This is a genomic window from Limimaricola pyoseonensis (assembly GCF_900102015.1).
Lineage (GTDB): Bacteria > Pseudomonadota > Alphaproteobacteria > Rhodobacterales > Rhodobacteraceae > Limimaricola > Limimaricola pyoseonensis.
On sequence record NZ_FNAT01000005.1, the window covers coordinates 36,367 to 49,262 of the forward strand.

Annotated in this window: 18 protein-coding genes and 1 pseudogene; 10 read left to right on the plus strand and 9 right to left on the minus strand. The window is 61.8% G+C overall.

Annotation, left to right across the window (positions count from 1 at the left end; all coding sequences use genetic code 11):
* Nucleotides 1-41: 41 nt before the first annotated feature.
* The 3 genes from BLT43_RS11940 (at nucleotide 42) to BLT43_RS11955 (ending at nucleotide 1,738) form a co-directional block, all read left to right on the plus strand.
* Nucleotides 42-665, plus strand: a complete 624-nt coding sequence (locus tag BLT43_RS11940) for a helix-turn-helix domain-containing protein (protein WP_242652287.1) — start codon at nucleotides 42-44, stop codon at nucleotides 663-665.
* Between the two features lie 308 nt (nucleotides 666-973).
* A complete protein-coding gene (locus tag BLT43_RS11950) occupies nucleotides 974-1,204 on the plus strand; it encodes a hypothetical protein (RefSeq protein ID WP_090113172.1) in 231 nt (76 codons plus the stop codon).
* Nucleotides 1,205-1,405: 201 nt separating this feature from the next.
* Nucleotides 1,406-1,738 carry a YbjQ family protein gene (locus BLT43_RS11955; RefSeq protein WP_090113174.1) on the plus strand — a complete coding sequence of 111 codons (333 nt, stop codon included), beginning with the start codon at nucleotides 1,406-1,408 and terminating at the stop codon, nucleotides 1,736-1,738.
* A 211-nt stretch (nucleotides 1,739-1,949) separates the two neighbouring features.
* Here BLT43_RS11955 and BLT43_RS11960 read toward each other — a convergent pair whose 3' ends face one another.
* Nucleotides 1,950-2,279 (minus strand): hypothetical protein, encoded by a 330-nt coding sequence (locus BLT43_RS11960; RefSeq protein ID WP_090113176.1) that lies wholly within the window; start codon nucleotides 2,277-2,279, stop codon nucleotides 1,950-1,952.
* Nucleotides 2,280-2,463: 184 nt separating this feature from the next.
* Between BLT43_RS11960 and BLT43_RS11965 the strand changes: the two genes are divergently transcribed.
* Both BLT43_RS11965 and BLT43_RS11970 read left to right on the plus strand, forming a co-directional pair.
* Entirely contained in the window at nucleotides 2,464-2,892 is a 429-nt protein-coding gene (locus tag BLT43_RS11965) for a hypothetical protein (protein ID WP_131802651.1), read from the plus strand.
* Nucleotides 2,889-3,131: a hypothetical protein gene (locus BLT43_RS11970; RefSeq protein WP_090113180.1), complete on the plus strand. Its 243-nt coding sequence runs from the start codon at nucleotides 2,889-2,891 to the stop codon at nucleotides 3,129-3,131. The genes BLT43_RS11965 and BLT43_RS11970 overlap by 4 nt, the downstream gene beginning before the upstream one ends.
* Before the next feature lie 17 nt (nucleotides 3,132-3,148).
* Here BLT43_RS11970 and BLT43_RS11975 read toward each other — a convergent pair whose 3' ends face one another.
* Together BLT43_RS11975 and BLT43_RS19145 are read right to left on the minus strand one after the other, a co-directional pair.
* The gene (locus BLT43_RS11975; protein WP_090113182.1) at nucleotides 3,149-3,724 is read right to left on the minus strand and encodes a Got1/Sft2-like family vesicle transport protein; all 576 of its coding nucleotides are present in this window, start codon (nucleotides 3,722-3,724) and stop codon (nucleotides 3,149-3,151) included.
* Between the two features lie 178 nt (nucleotides 3,725-3,902).
* Nucleotides 3,903-4,079, minus strand: a complete 177-nt coding sequence (locus tag BLT43_RS19145) for a hypothetical protein (RefSeq protein WP_165612604.1) — start codon at nucleotides 4,077-4,079, stop codon at nucleotides 3,903-3,905.
* A gap of 76 nt (nucleotides 4,080-4,155) precedes the next feature.
* Here BLT43_RS19145 and BLT43_RS11980 point away from each other — a divergent pair, with 76 nt between their 5' ends.
* Together BLT43_RS11980 and BLT43_RS18715 are read left to right on the plus strand one after the other, a co-directional pair.
* Nucleotides 4,156-4,608, plus strand: coding sequence for a cold-shock protein (locus BLT43_RS11980; protein ID WP_090113184.1), 453 nt, complete (start codon nucleotides 4,156-4,158; stop codon nucleotides 4,606-4,608).
* 628 nt (nucleotides 4,609-5,236) lie between these two features.
* Nucleotides 5,237-5,389, plus strand: a pseudogene (locus BLT43_RS18715) (IS5/IS1182 family transposase); the annotation flags it as partial.
* A 243-nt stretch (nucleotides 5,390-5,632) separates the two neighbouring features.
* Here the strand turns inward: BLT43_RS18715 and BLT43_RS19450 are convergent.
* The 4 genes from BLT43_RS19450 to BLT43_RS11995 form a co-directional block, all read right to left on the minus strand.
* Nucleotides 5,633-5,761, minus strand: coding sequence for a hypothetical protein (locus tag BLT43_RS19450; RefSeq protein WP_278245656.1), 129 nt, complete (start codon nucleotides 5,759-5,761; stop codon nucleotides 5,633-5,635).
* A gap of 337 nt (nucleotides 5,762-6,098) precedes the next feature.
* On the minus strand, nucleotides 6,099-6,614 hold the full coding sequence (locus BLT43_RS11990; protein WP_242652288.1) for a hypothetical protein: 516 nt from the start codon (nucleotides 6,612-6,614) through the stop codon (nucleotides 6,099-6,101).
* Nucleotides 6,615-6,688: 74 nt separating this feature from the next.
* On the minus strand, nucleotides 6,689-6,826 hold the full coding sequence (locus tag BLT43_RS19150) for a hypothetical protein (RefSeq protein WP_165612605.1): 138 nt from the start codon (nucleotides 6,824-6,826) through the stop codon (nucleotides 6,689-6,691).
* Nucleotides 6,827-6,931: 105 nt separating this feature from the next.
* On the minus strand, nucleotides 6,932-7,219 hold the full coding sequence (locus BLT43_RS11995; protein WP_090113188.1) for a hypothetical protein: 288 nt from the start codon (nucleotides 7,217-7,219) through the stop codon (nucleotides 6,932-6,934).
* Between the two features lie 351 nt (nucleotides 7,220-7,570).
* Between BLT43_RS11995 and BLT43_RS18930 the strand changes: the two genes are divergently transcribed.
* Complete coding sequence (locus tag BLT43_RS18930) at nucleotides 7,571-7,993, plus strand: hypothetical protein (protein ID WP_131802652.1); 423 nt, start codon at nucleotides 7,571-7,573, stop codon at nucleotides 7,991-7,993.
* Between the two features lie 458 nt (nucleotides 7,994-8,451).
* On the opposite strand, the gene BLT43_RS12000 is transcribed toward BLT43_RS18930, so the two are convergent.
* Nucleotides 8,452-9,186: a Crp/Fnr family transcriptional regulator gene (locus BLT43_RS12000; protein WP_242652289.1), complete on the minus strand. Its 735-nt coding sequence runs from the start codon at nucleotides 9,184-9,186 to the stop codon at nucleotides 8,452-8,454.
* Between the two features lie 151 nt (nucleotides 9,187-9,337).
* Between BLT43_RS12000 and BLT43_RS12005 the strand changes: the two genes are divergently transcribed.
* Both BLT43_RS12005 and BLT43_RS12010 read left to right on the plus strand, forming a co-directional pair.
* Nucleotides 9,338-9,574: a hypothetical protein gene (locus BLT43_RS12005; protein WP_090113190.1), complete on the plus strand. Its 237-nt coding sequence runs from the start codon at nucleotides 9,338-9,340 to the stop codon at nucleotides 9,572-9,574.
* Nucleotides 9,575-9,901: 327 nt separating this feature from the next.
* The gene (locus BLT43_RS12010; protein WP_090113192.1) at nucleotides 9,902-10,780 is read left to right on the plus strand and encodes a transglutaminase family protein; all 879 of its coding nucleotides are present in this window, start codon (nucleotides 9,902-9,904) and stop codon (nucleotides 10,778-10,780) included.
* 601 nt (nucleotides 10,781-11,381) lie between these two features.
* Here BLT43_RS12010 and BLT43_RS12020 read toward each other — a convergent pair.
* Nucleotides 11,382-12,638, minus strand: a complete 1,257-nt coding sequence (locus BLT43_RS12020; RefSeq protein ID WP_090113194.1) for a site-specific integrase — start codon at nucleotides 12,636-12,638, stop codon at nucleotides 11,382-11,384.
* Nucleotides 12,639-12,896 lie beyond the last annotated feature (258 nt).

Consider the following 12,896-nt stretch of genomic DNA (forward strand, 5'->3'; position numbering starts at 1 on the left):
GATGCTGCGTGTAGGAAATTACCTACATGGATACAGGTGACATGATCGCGCAGAGGATTGAGGCATTGATCGCTGAGCGCGGGATGAACAACCGAGCTGTGGCGATATCTGCCGGCATGAGCGCCACGGGCGTCCGAGACATCATCACACGAAAGACGAAGAACCCGACCTTTGCGAATCTTGTAAAGATCGCGGACGTCCTTGGGGTCTCCGTACATGAGATCGTAGGCGACCCTCCCAGTCTCCGCACCATCGCCATAGCCGGCAAAGTCGGCGCCGGCGCGCAAGTCCCAGTGTTCGACGCCTACGGCAAGGAAGGTGACGGCCCCCAGGTAGAGGCGCCGCCAGGCCTGCCGATCTCAGGCATCGTCGCGGTCGAGGTCGAGGGCGACTCCATGGAGCCGATCTACAGCGCGGGGGATCTGCTGTTCTACACGCGGGCTGTCGCCGAGGGCGTGCCCACCGAAGCCGTCGGCCGCCGCTGCGTCTGCGAGTGCGAGAAGGGCCTGGGTTGGGTCAAGCAGGTGAAGCTCGGCAGCGAGCCGGGCCTTTTCAACCTAATCTCGCTGAACCCCGGCGCCGAGAACCAGCATGATGTACGGCTAAAGTGGGCCGCGCCAGTTCGGTTGCATTGGCCTGCGGATCTCGCGCGGAAAATCGGATGAGCGTGCCCCCCGATGTCCATACGTGGCGCCACAGAAAGCCACACACTGCTGCCTCCGGTATCATCTATGCATGAGGAGCCCGTCGACACCCCCTCCGTCCCCCCTGCCACGGCACTAGATGTCGTCGCCTGCATAGTCGAGACCTTGAGCTTGTCGGTCAACGAGAGGCTCAATGCGGCTCAGGCTTTGGAAGCAAAGGCCAGGGAGCTCGGCGCCGATCCCGAGTTCGTGCGCTTGGCTATCGCGACGGCTAAGCAGCTGAGGAACTTCGGCAAGTGACCTGGCGCCCCACTCAACCATGGCGGATAATGATCCTGATCGCCGCGCTCGTGCTGGCCGCGACGCCGGCCGTGGTCGGCATCACGCTGTGGGATAACTGGCCGTTCTATCACATCTTCCCGATAGTGCTGATCGTAATGGGGCCGGTCTTCGTGCTGAGCCTGTTCGTGGCGCTGACGCCGGTGCTTCAGGGGTGGTGGTTACAGAAGCGGCGGACACGCGGCGGTGACAGGTCTCATGGAGAGCAGGAGGACGAGTGATGGAGGCGTGGGGTCATAGAAAGCTGTGGAGGAACCATAGCGCTTAACCTGTGCGTAGATTGCCGAGAGGCAGTCGATGCTTGGCTTCTGATCAACAACCGGTGCGCCAAGTGCCGCCCGGCGTACGAGCAACGCTTGAACGCATTGGGGCCGGACAGATCGGCGAACAGGGTAGCCCCACCTCCGCCGGCCCCGCCCCTGATGATCACGACCGAAACCCATATCGACCTTCCGATCGAGGAGCGTCTCGGCATCGTCAGTGCTGAGTGCGTTTTGGGCGTGAGCGTCTTCCGAGATCTTGCTGGCCTAGTACGCAACGCGACCGGCGGCCGGGTAGTCTCTTCGCAGAACTCTTTCCGGGAAGCTCGGACGACCGCCCTCAATGAGATGAAGCAAGAGGCAGGCCGGCTCGGAGCGGATGCCGTCATCGCTGTCGATCTGGACTACAGCGAGATCAGCGGTGGGCATAAGTCGATGCTCCTAGTCGCAGCGACAGGCACTGCCGTGAAGCTGGCAAAGCCCGAGCGGCAGTGAACTCAGACGGGCTTCTGCCGGCGCTGGCGAACTGGTTGCCAATCGTCATCTCGAGCGCTGCTCTTGCCGTTTCATGGCTGGCTTATCGCCGAACGCTGCCACCCAAGTGGCCGAGGGTCTGGGTCGAATTGCAGGGTCGCGGTGCGGCCGGGGCTACCGTAATAGTGAGGGTCGAAAACCATACCGATCATTCCGTTAGGATAGTGGCGATTCAAGCCGATAAGGGCCGCAGACAGGTCTCGGCCAAGATGCTGTCGAAAGTAGACAAGTCGGTATATCCGCCGAAATTGGGCCGCCAGCCCGACGACTTCTCCTCAGTTCTCTCGCTTGATCTGATCGGGCATCCGAAGTCACCAACCTCGATCGCCTCGGTAATTGAGGTACCGGTGGTTATCCGACTTCCCGAGGCTGAACGCGCAAGCAGCGTTCTCATCAGCGTCTCGATGGAGGCCTTGCGGTCCGCAATCGAAAGCACCACAACCGAGATCCCCGTACCTATTCCTGCGATGTAGATGCTGAGCAGCTGAAACACTTCCAGCATCACCCCTCCTCGCCCGCCCCCGCGCGGGCTTTTTCGTGCGCCACCGCCCGCCGCTGGCAGGGGTGTAAAGCACGGCAAGAAGCCGGAACGTAGGTTTTTTCCTATTGTTGGATTGAAGTAGGATTTAACCTACATTAGTCTCCCCCTATAAGCCGCACCTCGCGGCGCAGAGGAGAGACCGCAGATGCCCCTCGACCTACACAACCGAGCAACTCGCCTGGTTCATGCGCTAGACCGTATGACCCCTGAAGACCGCACTGAGGCCATCGCCAACGAAATCATCGAGACCGGCGGTAGCTGGCAGCCGCCCTCCGACGACGGCCGCTCCTGCTTCACCATCGCCCTTCACGGCATCGAAGTGTTCGGCTTCGACGCTGCTCATGCCGCGATGAACTGGCACATCAACGCGCGCAGCGCGATCGGCGGCTGGGCCGAGCCGGACCATGACCCCACCCTGCGGCGCGCTCAACTCGAATGGGCGCAGGTTGCCCTGTTCCTCGACCCTGAGGATCTGCGCCGCAAGGCGGCCGTAATCGCTGCACTCTGGTCCGGCAACCAGATGGTCCGCAATGCGGCGCGCCAGTATCTCGGAACACCCGAGGCCGCGGCATGACCCAGCCCGCCCGCATCCCCCGCGCCACGCCCGCCGCACCGATCGTACACGGCTTTCCGCTCGCCAACGTCAACCGGCCGCCGGCACCGGGCCAGCCGGAAGCGGATTCGCTGCCCTGCCGGATCATGTCCTTGATCGCGAACGGGGTGACGATCATCGCCGTCGTGCTGGTCTTGATCTTCGCCGCCTCGCTGCTCGCGGACCTGCCGGCGCTCATGATGCGCGAGATCGCGCTATGAGGGTCGTGGTTGCCACGTCAGGGTCGAGGCTCCTCCAGGCTGCGAAAAGCGTGCCAGTGGCGGAAGGTCCGCTGGCGCCAGCAGAGGGCTACCCGGTCGAAGTCGTCGCCGTAGATGTTCCGCCCCGCCCGGTTGTGCGCGACCGCGTTCACGGCGCACATCGCTGGAGGCTCATCGGCATAAATCAGGGTGGCCTCGGCCATGATCGCATGAGGGGCACGGCCGCGCTCGATCTCCGCCATCAGCCAAAAGAAGCGGCGCTTGAGCACGGCGTGAGCTTGCATGCGCCCGCCCATGTCCCAGACGAGCGCGATGCCGGACAGGACGGCAATCATCGCGCCAGCGATCTGGCCGAAGATCTCATGGTCGGCGCCGAATGCGGCCACGGCGCTACTGCCGAGCAGCAGCACGATGAAGGTGATCATCCGGCTGTAGCGCCCGTACCAGTCCTCCCGGTCCTCGTGATAGAGCGCACTTCGCAGCAGTTCGAAGCGCTGCAGATCTACCGTGGCCGAGGCGGCTTGATGCCCGGCGGCATCCCCGTCGGCTTCGACGGCGCGGGCGGGGCTACGGGTGTCGTGGGTCTCGCGCATCTGCTCTCTCTCATTCTGAACATGCCTCCTGTCGGCTTTCGTGGGCTAGGGGGTGTGGCAGGTCGCGCGTTTGCGGCGCGCGGCCTGCACCTGACGTTAGTTGCGGCGGAGTCGTGCTACAACTGTGACTTGAGCGGGGAGCTGGTCGATGTCTGAGCCCTGCCGCTGTCTGCCGTGCCTATGCGCCGATGAAGTTGCCCGCCTCGAGAGCGGCATCGAGCTGGCGCTCGGCACCCTGCAATCCGGCCGCGCCGCGGATGCCGAGACGATCCTTGCCGATCTGGTCGACGGAACCGACCCGAAAGTCGAAGCCGTCCGCGACGCGCTGCGCCGCCGCCTCATCGAGCAGTGGCATCAGACTTATGGCCCACGACAACCCTTCCTCGAATGGGCGCATGCCCGCCGGGGCGCGGCATGAAGGAGCACACGGCATGAACGCCCTGACCCCCACCACTGTTCGCGCGACCATCAAGTTCTTCGATCCCGCTCGCGGCTTCGGCTTCGCGACTGCGCCGGACTTCGCAGAAGATCTCCTGTTGCCAGGCAGCAGGCTCATCGCCGCCGGCCGGAGTTCGATCGCCGCCGGCACAAGTGTCATGGCCGAGATCCGGACCGCTGTTGGTCGTCCCCAGATCGAGCGCATCGTCAGCATCGATATCGTGACCCCAGCCGGCGCCCTCCGCCCGGGCCGCGTGAAGTGGTTTGACACGATGAAAGGCTACGGCTTCATACAGCTGCTCGGCGAGCCGGGTGACGTGTTCCTTGGCCGGGAGGTGCTGCGCATCAGCGGGCGCGACAGCGCGACGCCAGGCGAAGCCTTGGCCGTGATCGTCATGCGGAATGCCCATGGCCTCGCGGTCGAGGCGGTCGGAGACTGGGTATGACCAGCAAGCTCGCCGAACACGGGTGCCTCTGATGCCAGCTGCTCACCGCCCCTCCCCGCTTGAGACTTTCGCAGCGCGCATTGAAGCCGCACTGCTGAAGGTCGAGCGCATCGCAGCGGCACCAGGCGGCGAAGCCTACATCCCCCTCATCAACCGGCTTCGTGACGAACTCGCAGCGGCTCAGCGTGCGATCCGCTGAGGTAGCTATGGTCAGAAGTTCCGCCCACTCATCGCTGCCTTTCGCACTGTAGGCTCATTCATGGCCTAACGATTATCCAATCTTTCCAACCTTTACTATTGGGGGTGTCCGCAAACCGTGTTGGTCCGCTATGCGAACTTTCTAGACCTTTGCTGCGTGCGCTCGGTTCCTGCTGCGCCTGCGAAGGTATTCGGGAGGAAGGGGCGGAAAGCAGTCATTCGCTGCGAGATTGCCCAACGTTCGCTACTGGGGCTTCAGTCAGGTTAGTTGTGGGCCTCCCCGGGTCACTCCGGCAGCCGGTAGTGATCGATATGGAAGTTTCCTTCCATGCCCCGCTCGTCGCAGGCCGACATCTCCATATTGGAGGTGCCGTTGCAGAACTCCCGGCCTTACGGTTCACACAGCGAAGCCGCCGCTTAGGTGGGTGGCATGACGAAGCCTCCACCTGCCCGCTATCGCACGACGAACTGGTCCGCCTACAACGCGGCGCTGCAGAAGCGTGGCTCGCTGTTGATCTGGCTGGACCGGGAGATGATGTGGCTCGCACCGCATGAGGGACAGCTGGGGTGTCCGCCGGTCTTTCCGAGGGTGCGATACAGTTCTGGCTCAACGGCCAAATCATCGCACACCACGGTGGTGCAGAGGCCGTCCACAGCATCAGGTCGCCCCTCACCGTGATATGCAACAACCTCAGCATGAAACGTCATCGCGGCCCGCCTTGTTGAAAATTCTATTCAGACGGTCCGCGAAGCCGCCCGAAATGATCGGGCCTTTGCCCGCACACCTCGACCGGCCGCTCCGATCACCCGAACGGCTGCGGTCGTCTCAGTTCGCGGGGATCGCCACCGTGGGATCGCCGCCATACCAGCCAAAGACATAGGCGGCGATCACGACGACACCGATGAGAACGGCGGCGATGATGCCCATGTTCTTGCGAGAATGCGTCACGTTCATGTTGGTCTCCTGCTTCGATCTCGAAGCTGATTGAGATGTGGGTGGCGCGGATGCGCCAAGACCCGCGCATTGCGCGCGGTATTGATCGGAGCGGGATACGCTCCGCGAGGGGAAGAAACCGGCTCAGTGCTTCTTCTTGAGTTTCGGCAAGGCGGCGTCGCCTAAGATACGCTCGACGGCGCGACCGGCGGGACCTTCTCCTGCTTTGGCTTCTTGGCTTCCTTGTTGCTTCGCTTGTGTCCCTTGGACATGTTTGGTCGTCCCTCCTGTTGATCGGCACGACCTCGGGTTGGTGCTGGGCATCCGCGGGCATCCGTGGTGCAGCAACTTCGAACGATCAGTTCGGTGCGCGGCGGTAGTGCATCGGCATGCCCTCGTTTTCGGCCGACTGGATGGCGAACTTATCGTCCAGCGCTCTCTGCGCTTTGTTTACGGGCGAACGGTTTACCGCCTCGGCACCTCGTGCCTCATGAGGCCGCGGACTTGCGTAAAAGTATCGAAGTTCCGCTTCCGAAACCTCGTCGGCCTGCATCAGCAGCCGGACGAGGGGGTCGACCAGCATTTCCTCGAGGAAGGCAAGCGTCAGCTCCTGCGTCGAGAGGCCGTCCAGCATGAGGGCGAACTCCAGATCGGCAAGTGATACGGTCAGGCTCCGCGCCAGTCCCGGATGCGTTTCCCGTGGATGCAAGTGGATCAGGACCGAAGCTTTCCAGTCTTCGGGGCTCAGATGATCGACCGGGGCGGACAGCTCGGTCTCGATGTCGTACTCTCCTGCCGGCAGCATCTCGTCGAAGCCGGGAAACATGAAGGCGCGCGAGAAGGTTGCCGTGGCCTTGCGGATCGTGTCGTCCAAAACCTCCTTCGAAATGATTGCCATCCCGTCCGCCCTCGTCGCTCGACGTGGCAGGACTGAGCGAGCCACGGCGTTCAAGACTTCTTCGGTGAATGGGCCGTGTAGTCCGGTGCCGGGGCGGCATCCTTCGTGGCAGGGCTTTGGTTCGGGCTTTTGGTTTCGGCCGCCTTCGGCGGCTGCGCCGTCTTTTTGGACAGGTCTTTGAAGGACATCGTGTGTCTCCTTTTCGGTGTGTGCGGGGATCAATCAAGAGCAGGACGCTCAACGGACCAGCCAGCACCATGGAATGAACAGGCCAGCGTCCCGCCTCGCGTCGTTCAGGCCGAAGAGTTGTCGTTTTCCGCAGCGAGCATCCGGTCACGATCAAGGGCGGCCTCCAGTGCTTTCTGAGTAACCGGGCGCGTCTCTGAACTGTCGGCCCGGTTCCCCCTGCCCTGAACAGTCAGGTATGTGCCGGTTCTTCGATAGGCCTCGAAGCTGAGCCCCTGAAGGAGCTCCTCTTCGACAACCACCATGTAATCGCCTTCAGGCAACTCCTCCGAATAGCCGGAGATGCGGAACGGATGAGTAAACGTCACCACCGATTCGGAAGATCGCACTGTCATCTCGGGCCTCTCCCAGATTGCTCACAGGTATGGCCTGCACCAGTCGCGAGGCGAGGATCGTACCTCGCCCGACCAACAGGAGCACCATACGGCCCAGCTCTGCGCGGGAGACTGACCGGTGTTAGCGTCGACCATGCTTTTTCAACGAAACCGGGGCGCAACCACTGCCAAGCTTGCGAATGGCGTTTTAGATCAAATGACTGATCTGCATCAGCGCCGCTTCGCGCCAACTCTGCGAGATTGGGCCTGTTCTTACCCAACTGCTCATCAAAGCAGCCCAAAATCCCTACTTCTTCACATGCCAATCTGGCCTTTGTGCCGTGGCGATAGAGAGCCCGAAAGGCGACTTCCATGCCTAGCTCCAACCTGCTTCATCCCGGCGCAAACGACTGCGACCGGTTTCTTTTCGCTCCAGTGGGAGAAGACAGGAATGGCTACGTCGTAACCGTTCTGTCGGCCCTCGCAAGGCTCGGCCTCGATCCGTGGAAAGAGGCCTCAGACCTCGCAACGATGCCGCGATCGGTCGCGCGCGAACGACTGGATCGGCTGTTGACCCGATTCCGCGACGTGCCGACGCTCAAGCGCGAGCACGCTGCCACGGCGGAACGACTAAGTTTGCTGCTTCCGGAACGATTTAGGCCGCGAGCCGCATTGCGCCATGGAGATCCCCTGGGAAGTCCAACGCTTTCCTCACTGCCGATCTTCTGGCTGCTCATGATCCTGTTGGCACTCGCCCAGATCCTGTATTTTGGTCGCGCTGGAGCCGGGGAATGATCCTGCCCTTTCCCAACCTCCGGCCGTTTCCGGCTTCAGCGCGGAAGTCCCTCCCACCGCAGGAGGCGCGGCTCTGGAAAATGGAAGAAAGCCTATGGAGCGGTGGCCTCTCACAAGCCCGCGCTTCGACGGCGGCAGATGCTGTGTTCCTCCTTCCTCAGGACCCGTGCCCTCTTAGGGGCATCGACATTTGGACCGTCTGGCTGGATCAGGCGCGCTGGCGCTCCGTCGCCTTCTTGGACAGAAGCTGCATGCGCAATGGCGATACAATAGCTCTCGCCTACCGTGTGTCGGCCGATCGGCCGGGTAGTGAGATATTCGAAGCGCTCTGCATGTCCTCGTTTCACCTGCGGGACGGAGGCTGGCTGCGAGTCTCGCATCAACAGACGCCCTTTGCATGACAACCACGGCAGAACCTCATGGGGGCATCGATACTCATGACCCCCGTGGGCGCGTTCTCAATCGAGAAGAGGACCCACCTGATCAAGATAGGTCGGGTCGAACTCGGCCAGGGCCACAAGGCCCGGATAATCATTGAAGGCGACATGGCCGCCCTGAAAGGTCACCAGCCCCTCCTCGCGCAACTGCCGAAGCACGCGATTGACATGCACCGCGCTCAGACCCAGAGCATCCGCCAGATGGTACTGGGTCAAAGGACAATCATAGCCGGTCTTGTTTCCCATGCCGACCAGCGCCAGCCTGGCTCCCAGTTCGAGCAGCATGTGGGCCATGCGCTCCATCGCGCTGCGCCGTCCAAGCCCCACCAAATGCTCGACGACCATCGCCTCGTCCCGCGAGGCAGCCCAGAGGACGGCTGTCGCCAAGCGGGGAGTATGCGCAAACGCATCCAGAAGATCCTGTTTCCGAACCTCAGCAGCCTCGATCTCCACGATAGGTTGGATGCCATGATCAGAAGTATGCAAAAGGATGCTCCGCAAGCCGAGGAAGTCGCCCGGGATCTGGAAATCGATGATCTGGCGTGACCCATCCGGTTGCGATTTGTAGGAACAGACCCAGCCTGACGCCAGGATGTAGGCGGCCTGCTCTGATTGCCCCTGATGCACGAGATCGCGCCCAGCTACGAAGGTCCTGCGACGGCGGTGCAAGCGTGACAGTACGTCGAGTTCCGTCGCCGATAAGGCAACGAAGGCGCCGAGCTTGCGGGCAAAGGCGTCAGATATGTTGATGGCCAAACGTTCTCCTCCATGTGCCGGAATAGCAGGAACTTCGAACGCGATGGCTGCTCTCGATCAGTTTTCTATACCGCAGTTCATGCCAACATGGCGACGATCGTGCGGCGTACGGAATTTTCTGGCGGCGTTTCGTTCAGAGAGGATTCTTCGAATGACCGATCAGAACGCCCTTTCCGGCATGGCCGCACTTTCGATCTGCGAAGCGCTCCTTCTCGCGCTCGGTGATGGTCAGTTGTTATCAGAAAGCGAGATCCAAGGTGTCTTGCAGGATGCTGCGACCACGCATGAAAATGCGACTGGGGTTGGTATCGACGTTCAGACGCACCGTGCAGTTGCAGGCCTCATCCGAGAGATCAGAGTCACTAAGATATCGGTTCGGCACCGCTGAGCATGGACTTGTCCCGAACATCTCCCAAATTGACGGGGGTTTTCATGACTTTGCGAGTAGCGGGTTCGGGGTACAAGATCCGGATCAAGAGAGCGAACCAGGCGGAGGCTCCGCTATTATGCCCGGGCCGGTGCTGTTGCTGTTGCTGTTGCTGTTGCTGTTGCTGGACGGCTGGCTCCCCGATGTGAAGCTGGCTTTTGGTCCGGTGGCGCCGATTAAGACGGCAGCCGGAGGCGACACCTCTGTGCTCCAATCCCGCCTGACCTATTGCCACCGCCCAGCCGATCCGACGCCGTGCGACTTTATTCCAGCCGAAGGACATAGGCCGTGACCACGTTGACGACCTATCACAAGACCGAATACCGCTACGGCGAACCCGTTCTGCTTGGACCCCATCGGATGATGCTGCGCCCGCGCGAAGCACGGGATCTGCGGCTGGTGTCGCATGAGATCACCCTGACGCCAGATCCAGATGGCGATATTACTTGGGCCCATGACGTTGCGGGCAATGCTGTCGCCACGGCGCACTTCAATCAGCTAAGCAACCATCTGATCATCGAAAGCCGTTCAACAGTCGTCCTGACCGCGGCGATTTGGCCGGTATTCGCCATTGCGGCGGAGGCGATCAGCTTCCCCTTCCACTATTCAGGCGACGACTGGGCCGACCTCGGCGCCCTGACCACGCCGCAATATCCCGACCCCGAGGCCCGGTTTTCTCGTTGGGTCGAAAGCTTCGTCCTTCAACGCCCCACGGATACGTTGTCTCTGCTCAAAGATATCGCCAACGGGGTGTCGACGCAGATCTCATACCAAAACCGAGAGATGGAAGGGACGCAGTCGCCGTTGGAAACGCTTACCCGCGGTTGGGGCTCGTGCCGTGACTTCGCGTTGTTGTTTGCTGAAGCGGCGCGCACGCTCAGCTTGGGGGCCCGCATCGTTTCCGGCTACCTCTTCGATCCCAAAACGAACCTTACCGGGTCCGAAGGGTCGGGTTCTACCCATGCCTGGGCCGAAGTCTTCATTCCCGGCGCGGGATGGGTCGCGTTTGACCCTACAAATCGCAGCGTCGGAGCAAAAAACCTCATCCCCATCGCAGTCGCCCGTGGCATTCACCAGGTCGTCCCGGTGGCTGGGAGTTTCTCAGGATCGGGCAACGTACTGCGAAGCATGACCGTAGAGGTACGCCACGCTGTAGTCGAATACTGACTACAGCGACACCGGTCTGGGGTAACCGTTTTGGCCTGCCCCTATCGGGTGGTTCGGTTTTCCGGAAAAAGGTCACCCTTCAAGACAAACCGCTGAGCTAACCCGAACCAGGCAGCACCGCCCTACATAGCGTGCCGCTCACGAGGCGGTAGCGCTGCCGTACAACAATGCTGTCATGTTCGGCAAAACGGACATGCGCTGCAAGCCAGCCGAATGGCGGCAATGGGCCGTTCGCGTCGAATCGCACGTCGTTGGTACGCCCGAACTCGACTTGGGACGCCATGGTCAGATGGGGCTCGAAGCGGACATTGGTCGGGTCGGGGGATCACGCAGATGCAGCTTGGCAATGCAGCTGGCTGCAAGTTTCAGCGAATTTAGAAGTCGAAGCCGGTACGAACCGGGTCTCCGCTTCACGGCTATGGGATATCGCCCGAGCGCTGGATCTACCGGTGTCTTCCTTCTACGACGATGAGCAGCCGGCAATGTTTCCAGTAGACCGGGCCATGGATCGAGAAACCGTAGAATTGCTGTGCGCAGTGCAGGCCGTGCCTGAAAAGAAGCAGCACGCAGTGCTAAAACTCCTGAGCAGCTTAAGCTCAGACTAGAGCGCGATCCGCTGCAGCGCTTCGAGCTTCATCGGCAACCCGCCCCCGTCGCCATAGCGTTGCCGATTGAGGCTATGGCCAAGGATGTCACGGCGCACCCGCTCATCCACCCCAGCGATCAAGAGCCTATCCTCGACCGAATGCCGCAGACCATAGAGCGTGTGGCGCGGCGTCTCGGACAGCCCGTTCTCCCGCAGGTACTTGTTCACGGTCGCCGACAGGCCCGCCTTGTCGAGATATCGCGGAAAGCCCTCTGGGCAGCCGCGCATGGCCTCGAGCGAGACGCCGACAAGCGGTACGTCACGCTCAGAGACATCGTTCTTCAGCTGACGCCCTTCGGGTCGCACCTGGACATGCGGGATGCTGCCCTCAAGCTGGATCCGATCGCCACCCAGGTTGGCGATCTCGCTCGGCCTCATGCCCGTGTTGACCATCACAAGGACGATCGCGCGCGCCTCGCCGTTCAGCCCGCCAAGGCCGGGGATGATCCTGTCGCGGATCCAGTCCACCGAGAAGGGCAGCCGCGTGTTCTGGCGCCCTGCCTTGATGGGTTCGGGCGTCGGTGGCACGAAGCCGAGCCGTTTGCGCGCCGCGACCAGGCGCAGCACCGCGCCGACATAGGTGAAGTCCTTGTTCGCCGAAGCGGCGATCACGTCGCCCTCCTCGACCTTATCGATCCACCAGTCGCGGAAGTCCTGCATGTCATCGGGCGTGAGCCGCTCGAGCTCGACATCGCCGACGACGCCGATCAGGTTGCGGATCGCCTTGATGTGCGGGTTGCGCCAGCGCCGCAGCTGGTCGGCCGACTTGCCAAGGGTCTTGTCGCGGGCCAGCGTCCAGTAGGCTTCTAGTGCGCGGCTGATGGTCAGCGCCGGGGGCCGGGCGGTACCGAGAAGCGCGGCTGCCTCCATTTCATCGGGCTTACCCTTCACGTCGGAGATCGCTTCGACCCGATCGAGGATCTCGGCCGTCGGCATCTTGGCCACCTCCTCCATCCGCCGGAAGCGGAAGCCGCGCTGCTGCGCCAGGTCGCGGGCAGCCTGATAGCGCTCCTCAGCATCGCCATCACGGCCGGCGAGCTTCGCTTCCCAACCCTCGACCAGTTCCCCCCAGACGGCGGCCTCCTTCTCGCGAGCAATCCTCTCGCTGTCGGTCGCCAAGCTGATGTTGAGAATCTCGCGGGGGTCGACCGCAGCATAGCGCTTGGGCCGCCGCCGCCGCATGAACCAAGTAGTGCCGCGCAGGTAGATCATGAGTACAGATGCGCGGGTTTCGAGGGTGGGCACAAGGGGCCATGTGCACCAAAATGTGCACCAATTTGTGCATCAACTTAGGTCGTTGCAAAAACACCTGTAAGAAGGCTCAGATATTTTCCAAACCACTTCAGATGCTTGCTAGGTTTTTTCTGCATAAAATGTGGCGGAGCGAGAGGGATTGCGACGGCAGCATCCCGCACCCTAAATCATTGTATTTGCATGTGCGATCCGCCACGCGTGAACCAATTTGTGCAC

Coding starts and splice junctions, on each gene's coding strand:
- BLT43_RS11940 (WP_242652287.1), top strand. CDS start 42: ATGATCGCGCAGAGGATTGAGGCATTGATCGCTGAGCGCGGGATGAAC.
- BLT43_RS11950 (WP_090113172.1), top strand. CDS start 974: ATGATCCTGATCGCCGCGCTCGTGCTGGCCGCGACGCCGGCCGTGGTC.
- BLT43_RS11955 (WP_090113174.1), top strand. CDS start 1,406: ATGATCACGACCGAAACCCATATCGACCTTCCGATCGAGGAGCGTCTC.
- BLT43_RS11960 (WP_090113176.1), bottom strand. CDS start 2,279: ATGCTGGAAGTGTTTCAGCTGCTCAGCATCTACATCGCAGGAATAGGT.
- BLT43_RS11965 (WP_131802651.1), top strand. CDS start 2,464: ATGCCCCTCGACCTACACAACCGAGCAACTCGCCTGGTTCATGCGCTA.
- BLT43_RS11970 (WP_090113180.1), top strand. CDS start 2,889: ATGACCCAGCCCGCCCGCATCCCCCGCGCCACGCCCGCCGCACCGATC.
- BLT43_RS11975 (WP_090113182.1), bottom strand. CDS start 3,724: ATGCGCGAGACCCACGACACCCGTAGCCCCGCCCGCGCCGTCGAAGCC.
- BLT43_RS19145 (WP_165612604.1), bottom strand. CDS start 4,079: ATGCCACTGCTCGATGAGGCGGCGGCGCAGCGCGTCGCGGACGGCTTC.
- BLT43_RS11980 (WP_090113184.1), top strand. CDS start 4,156: ATGAACGCCCTGACCCCCACCACTGTTCGCGCGACCATCAAGTTCTTC.
- BLT43_RS19450 (WP_278245656.1), bottom strand. CDS start 5,761: ATGAACGTGACGCATTCTCGCAAGAACATGGGCATCATCGCCGCCGTT.
- BLT43_RS19150 (WP_165612605.1), bottom strand. CDS start 6,826: ATGTCCTTCAAAGACCTGTCCAAAAAGACGGCGCAGCCGCCGAAGGCG.
- BLT43_RS11995 (WP_090113188.1), bottom strand. CDS start 7,219: ATGACAGTGCGATCTTCCGAATCGGTGGTGACGTTTACTCATCCGTTC.
- BLT43_RS18930 (WP_131802652.1), top strand. CDS start 7,571: ATGCCTAGCTCCAACCTGCTTCATCCCGGCGCAAACGACTGCGACCGG.
- BLT43_RS12005 (WP_090113190.1), top strand. CDS start 9,338: ATGACCGATCAGAACGCCCTTTCCGGCATGGCCGCACTTTCGATCTGC.
- BLT43_RS12020 (WP_090113194.1), bottom strand. CDS start 12,638: ATGATCTACCTGCGCGGCACTACTTGGTTCATGCGGCGGCGGCGGCCC.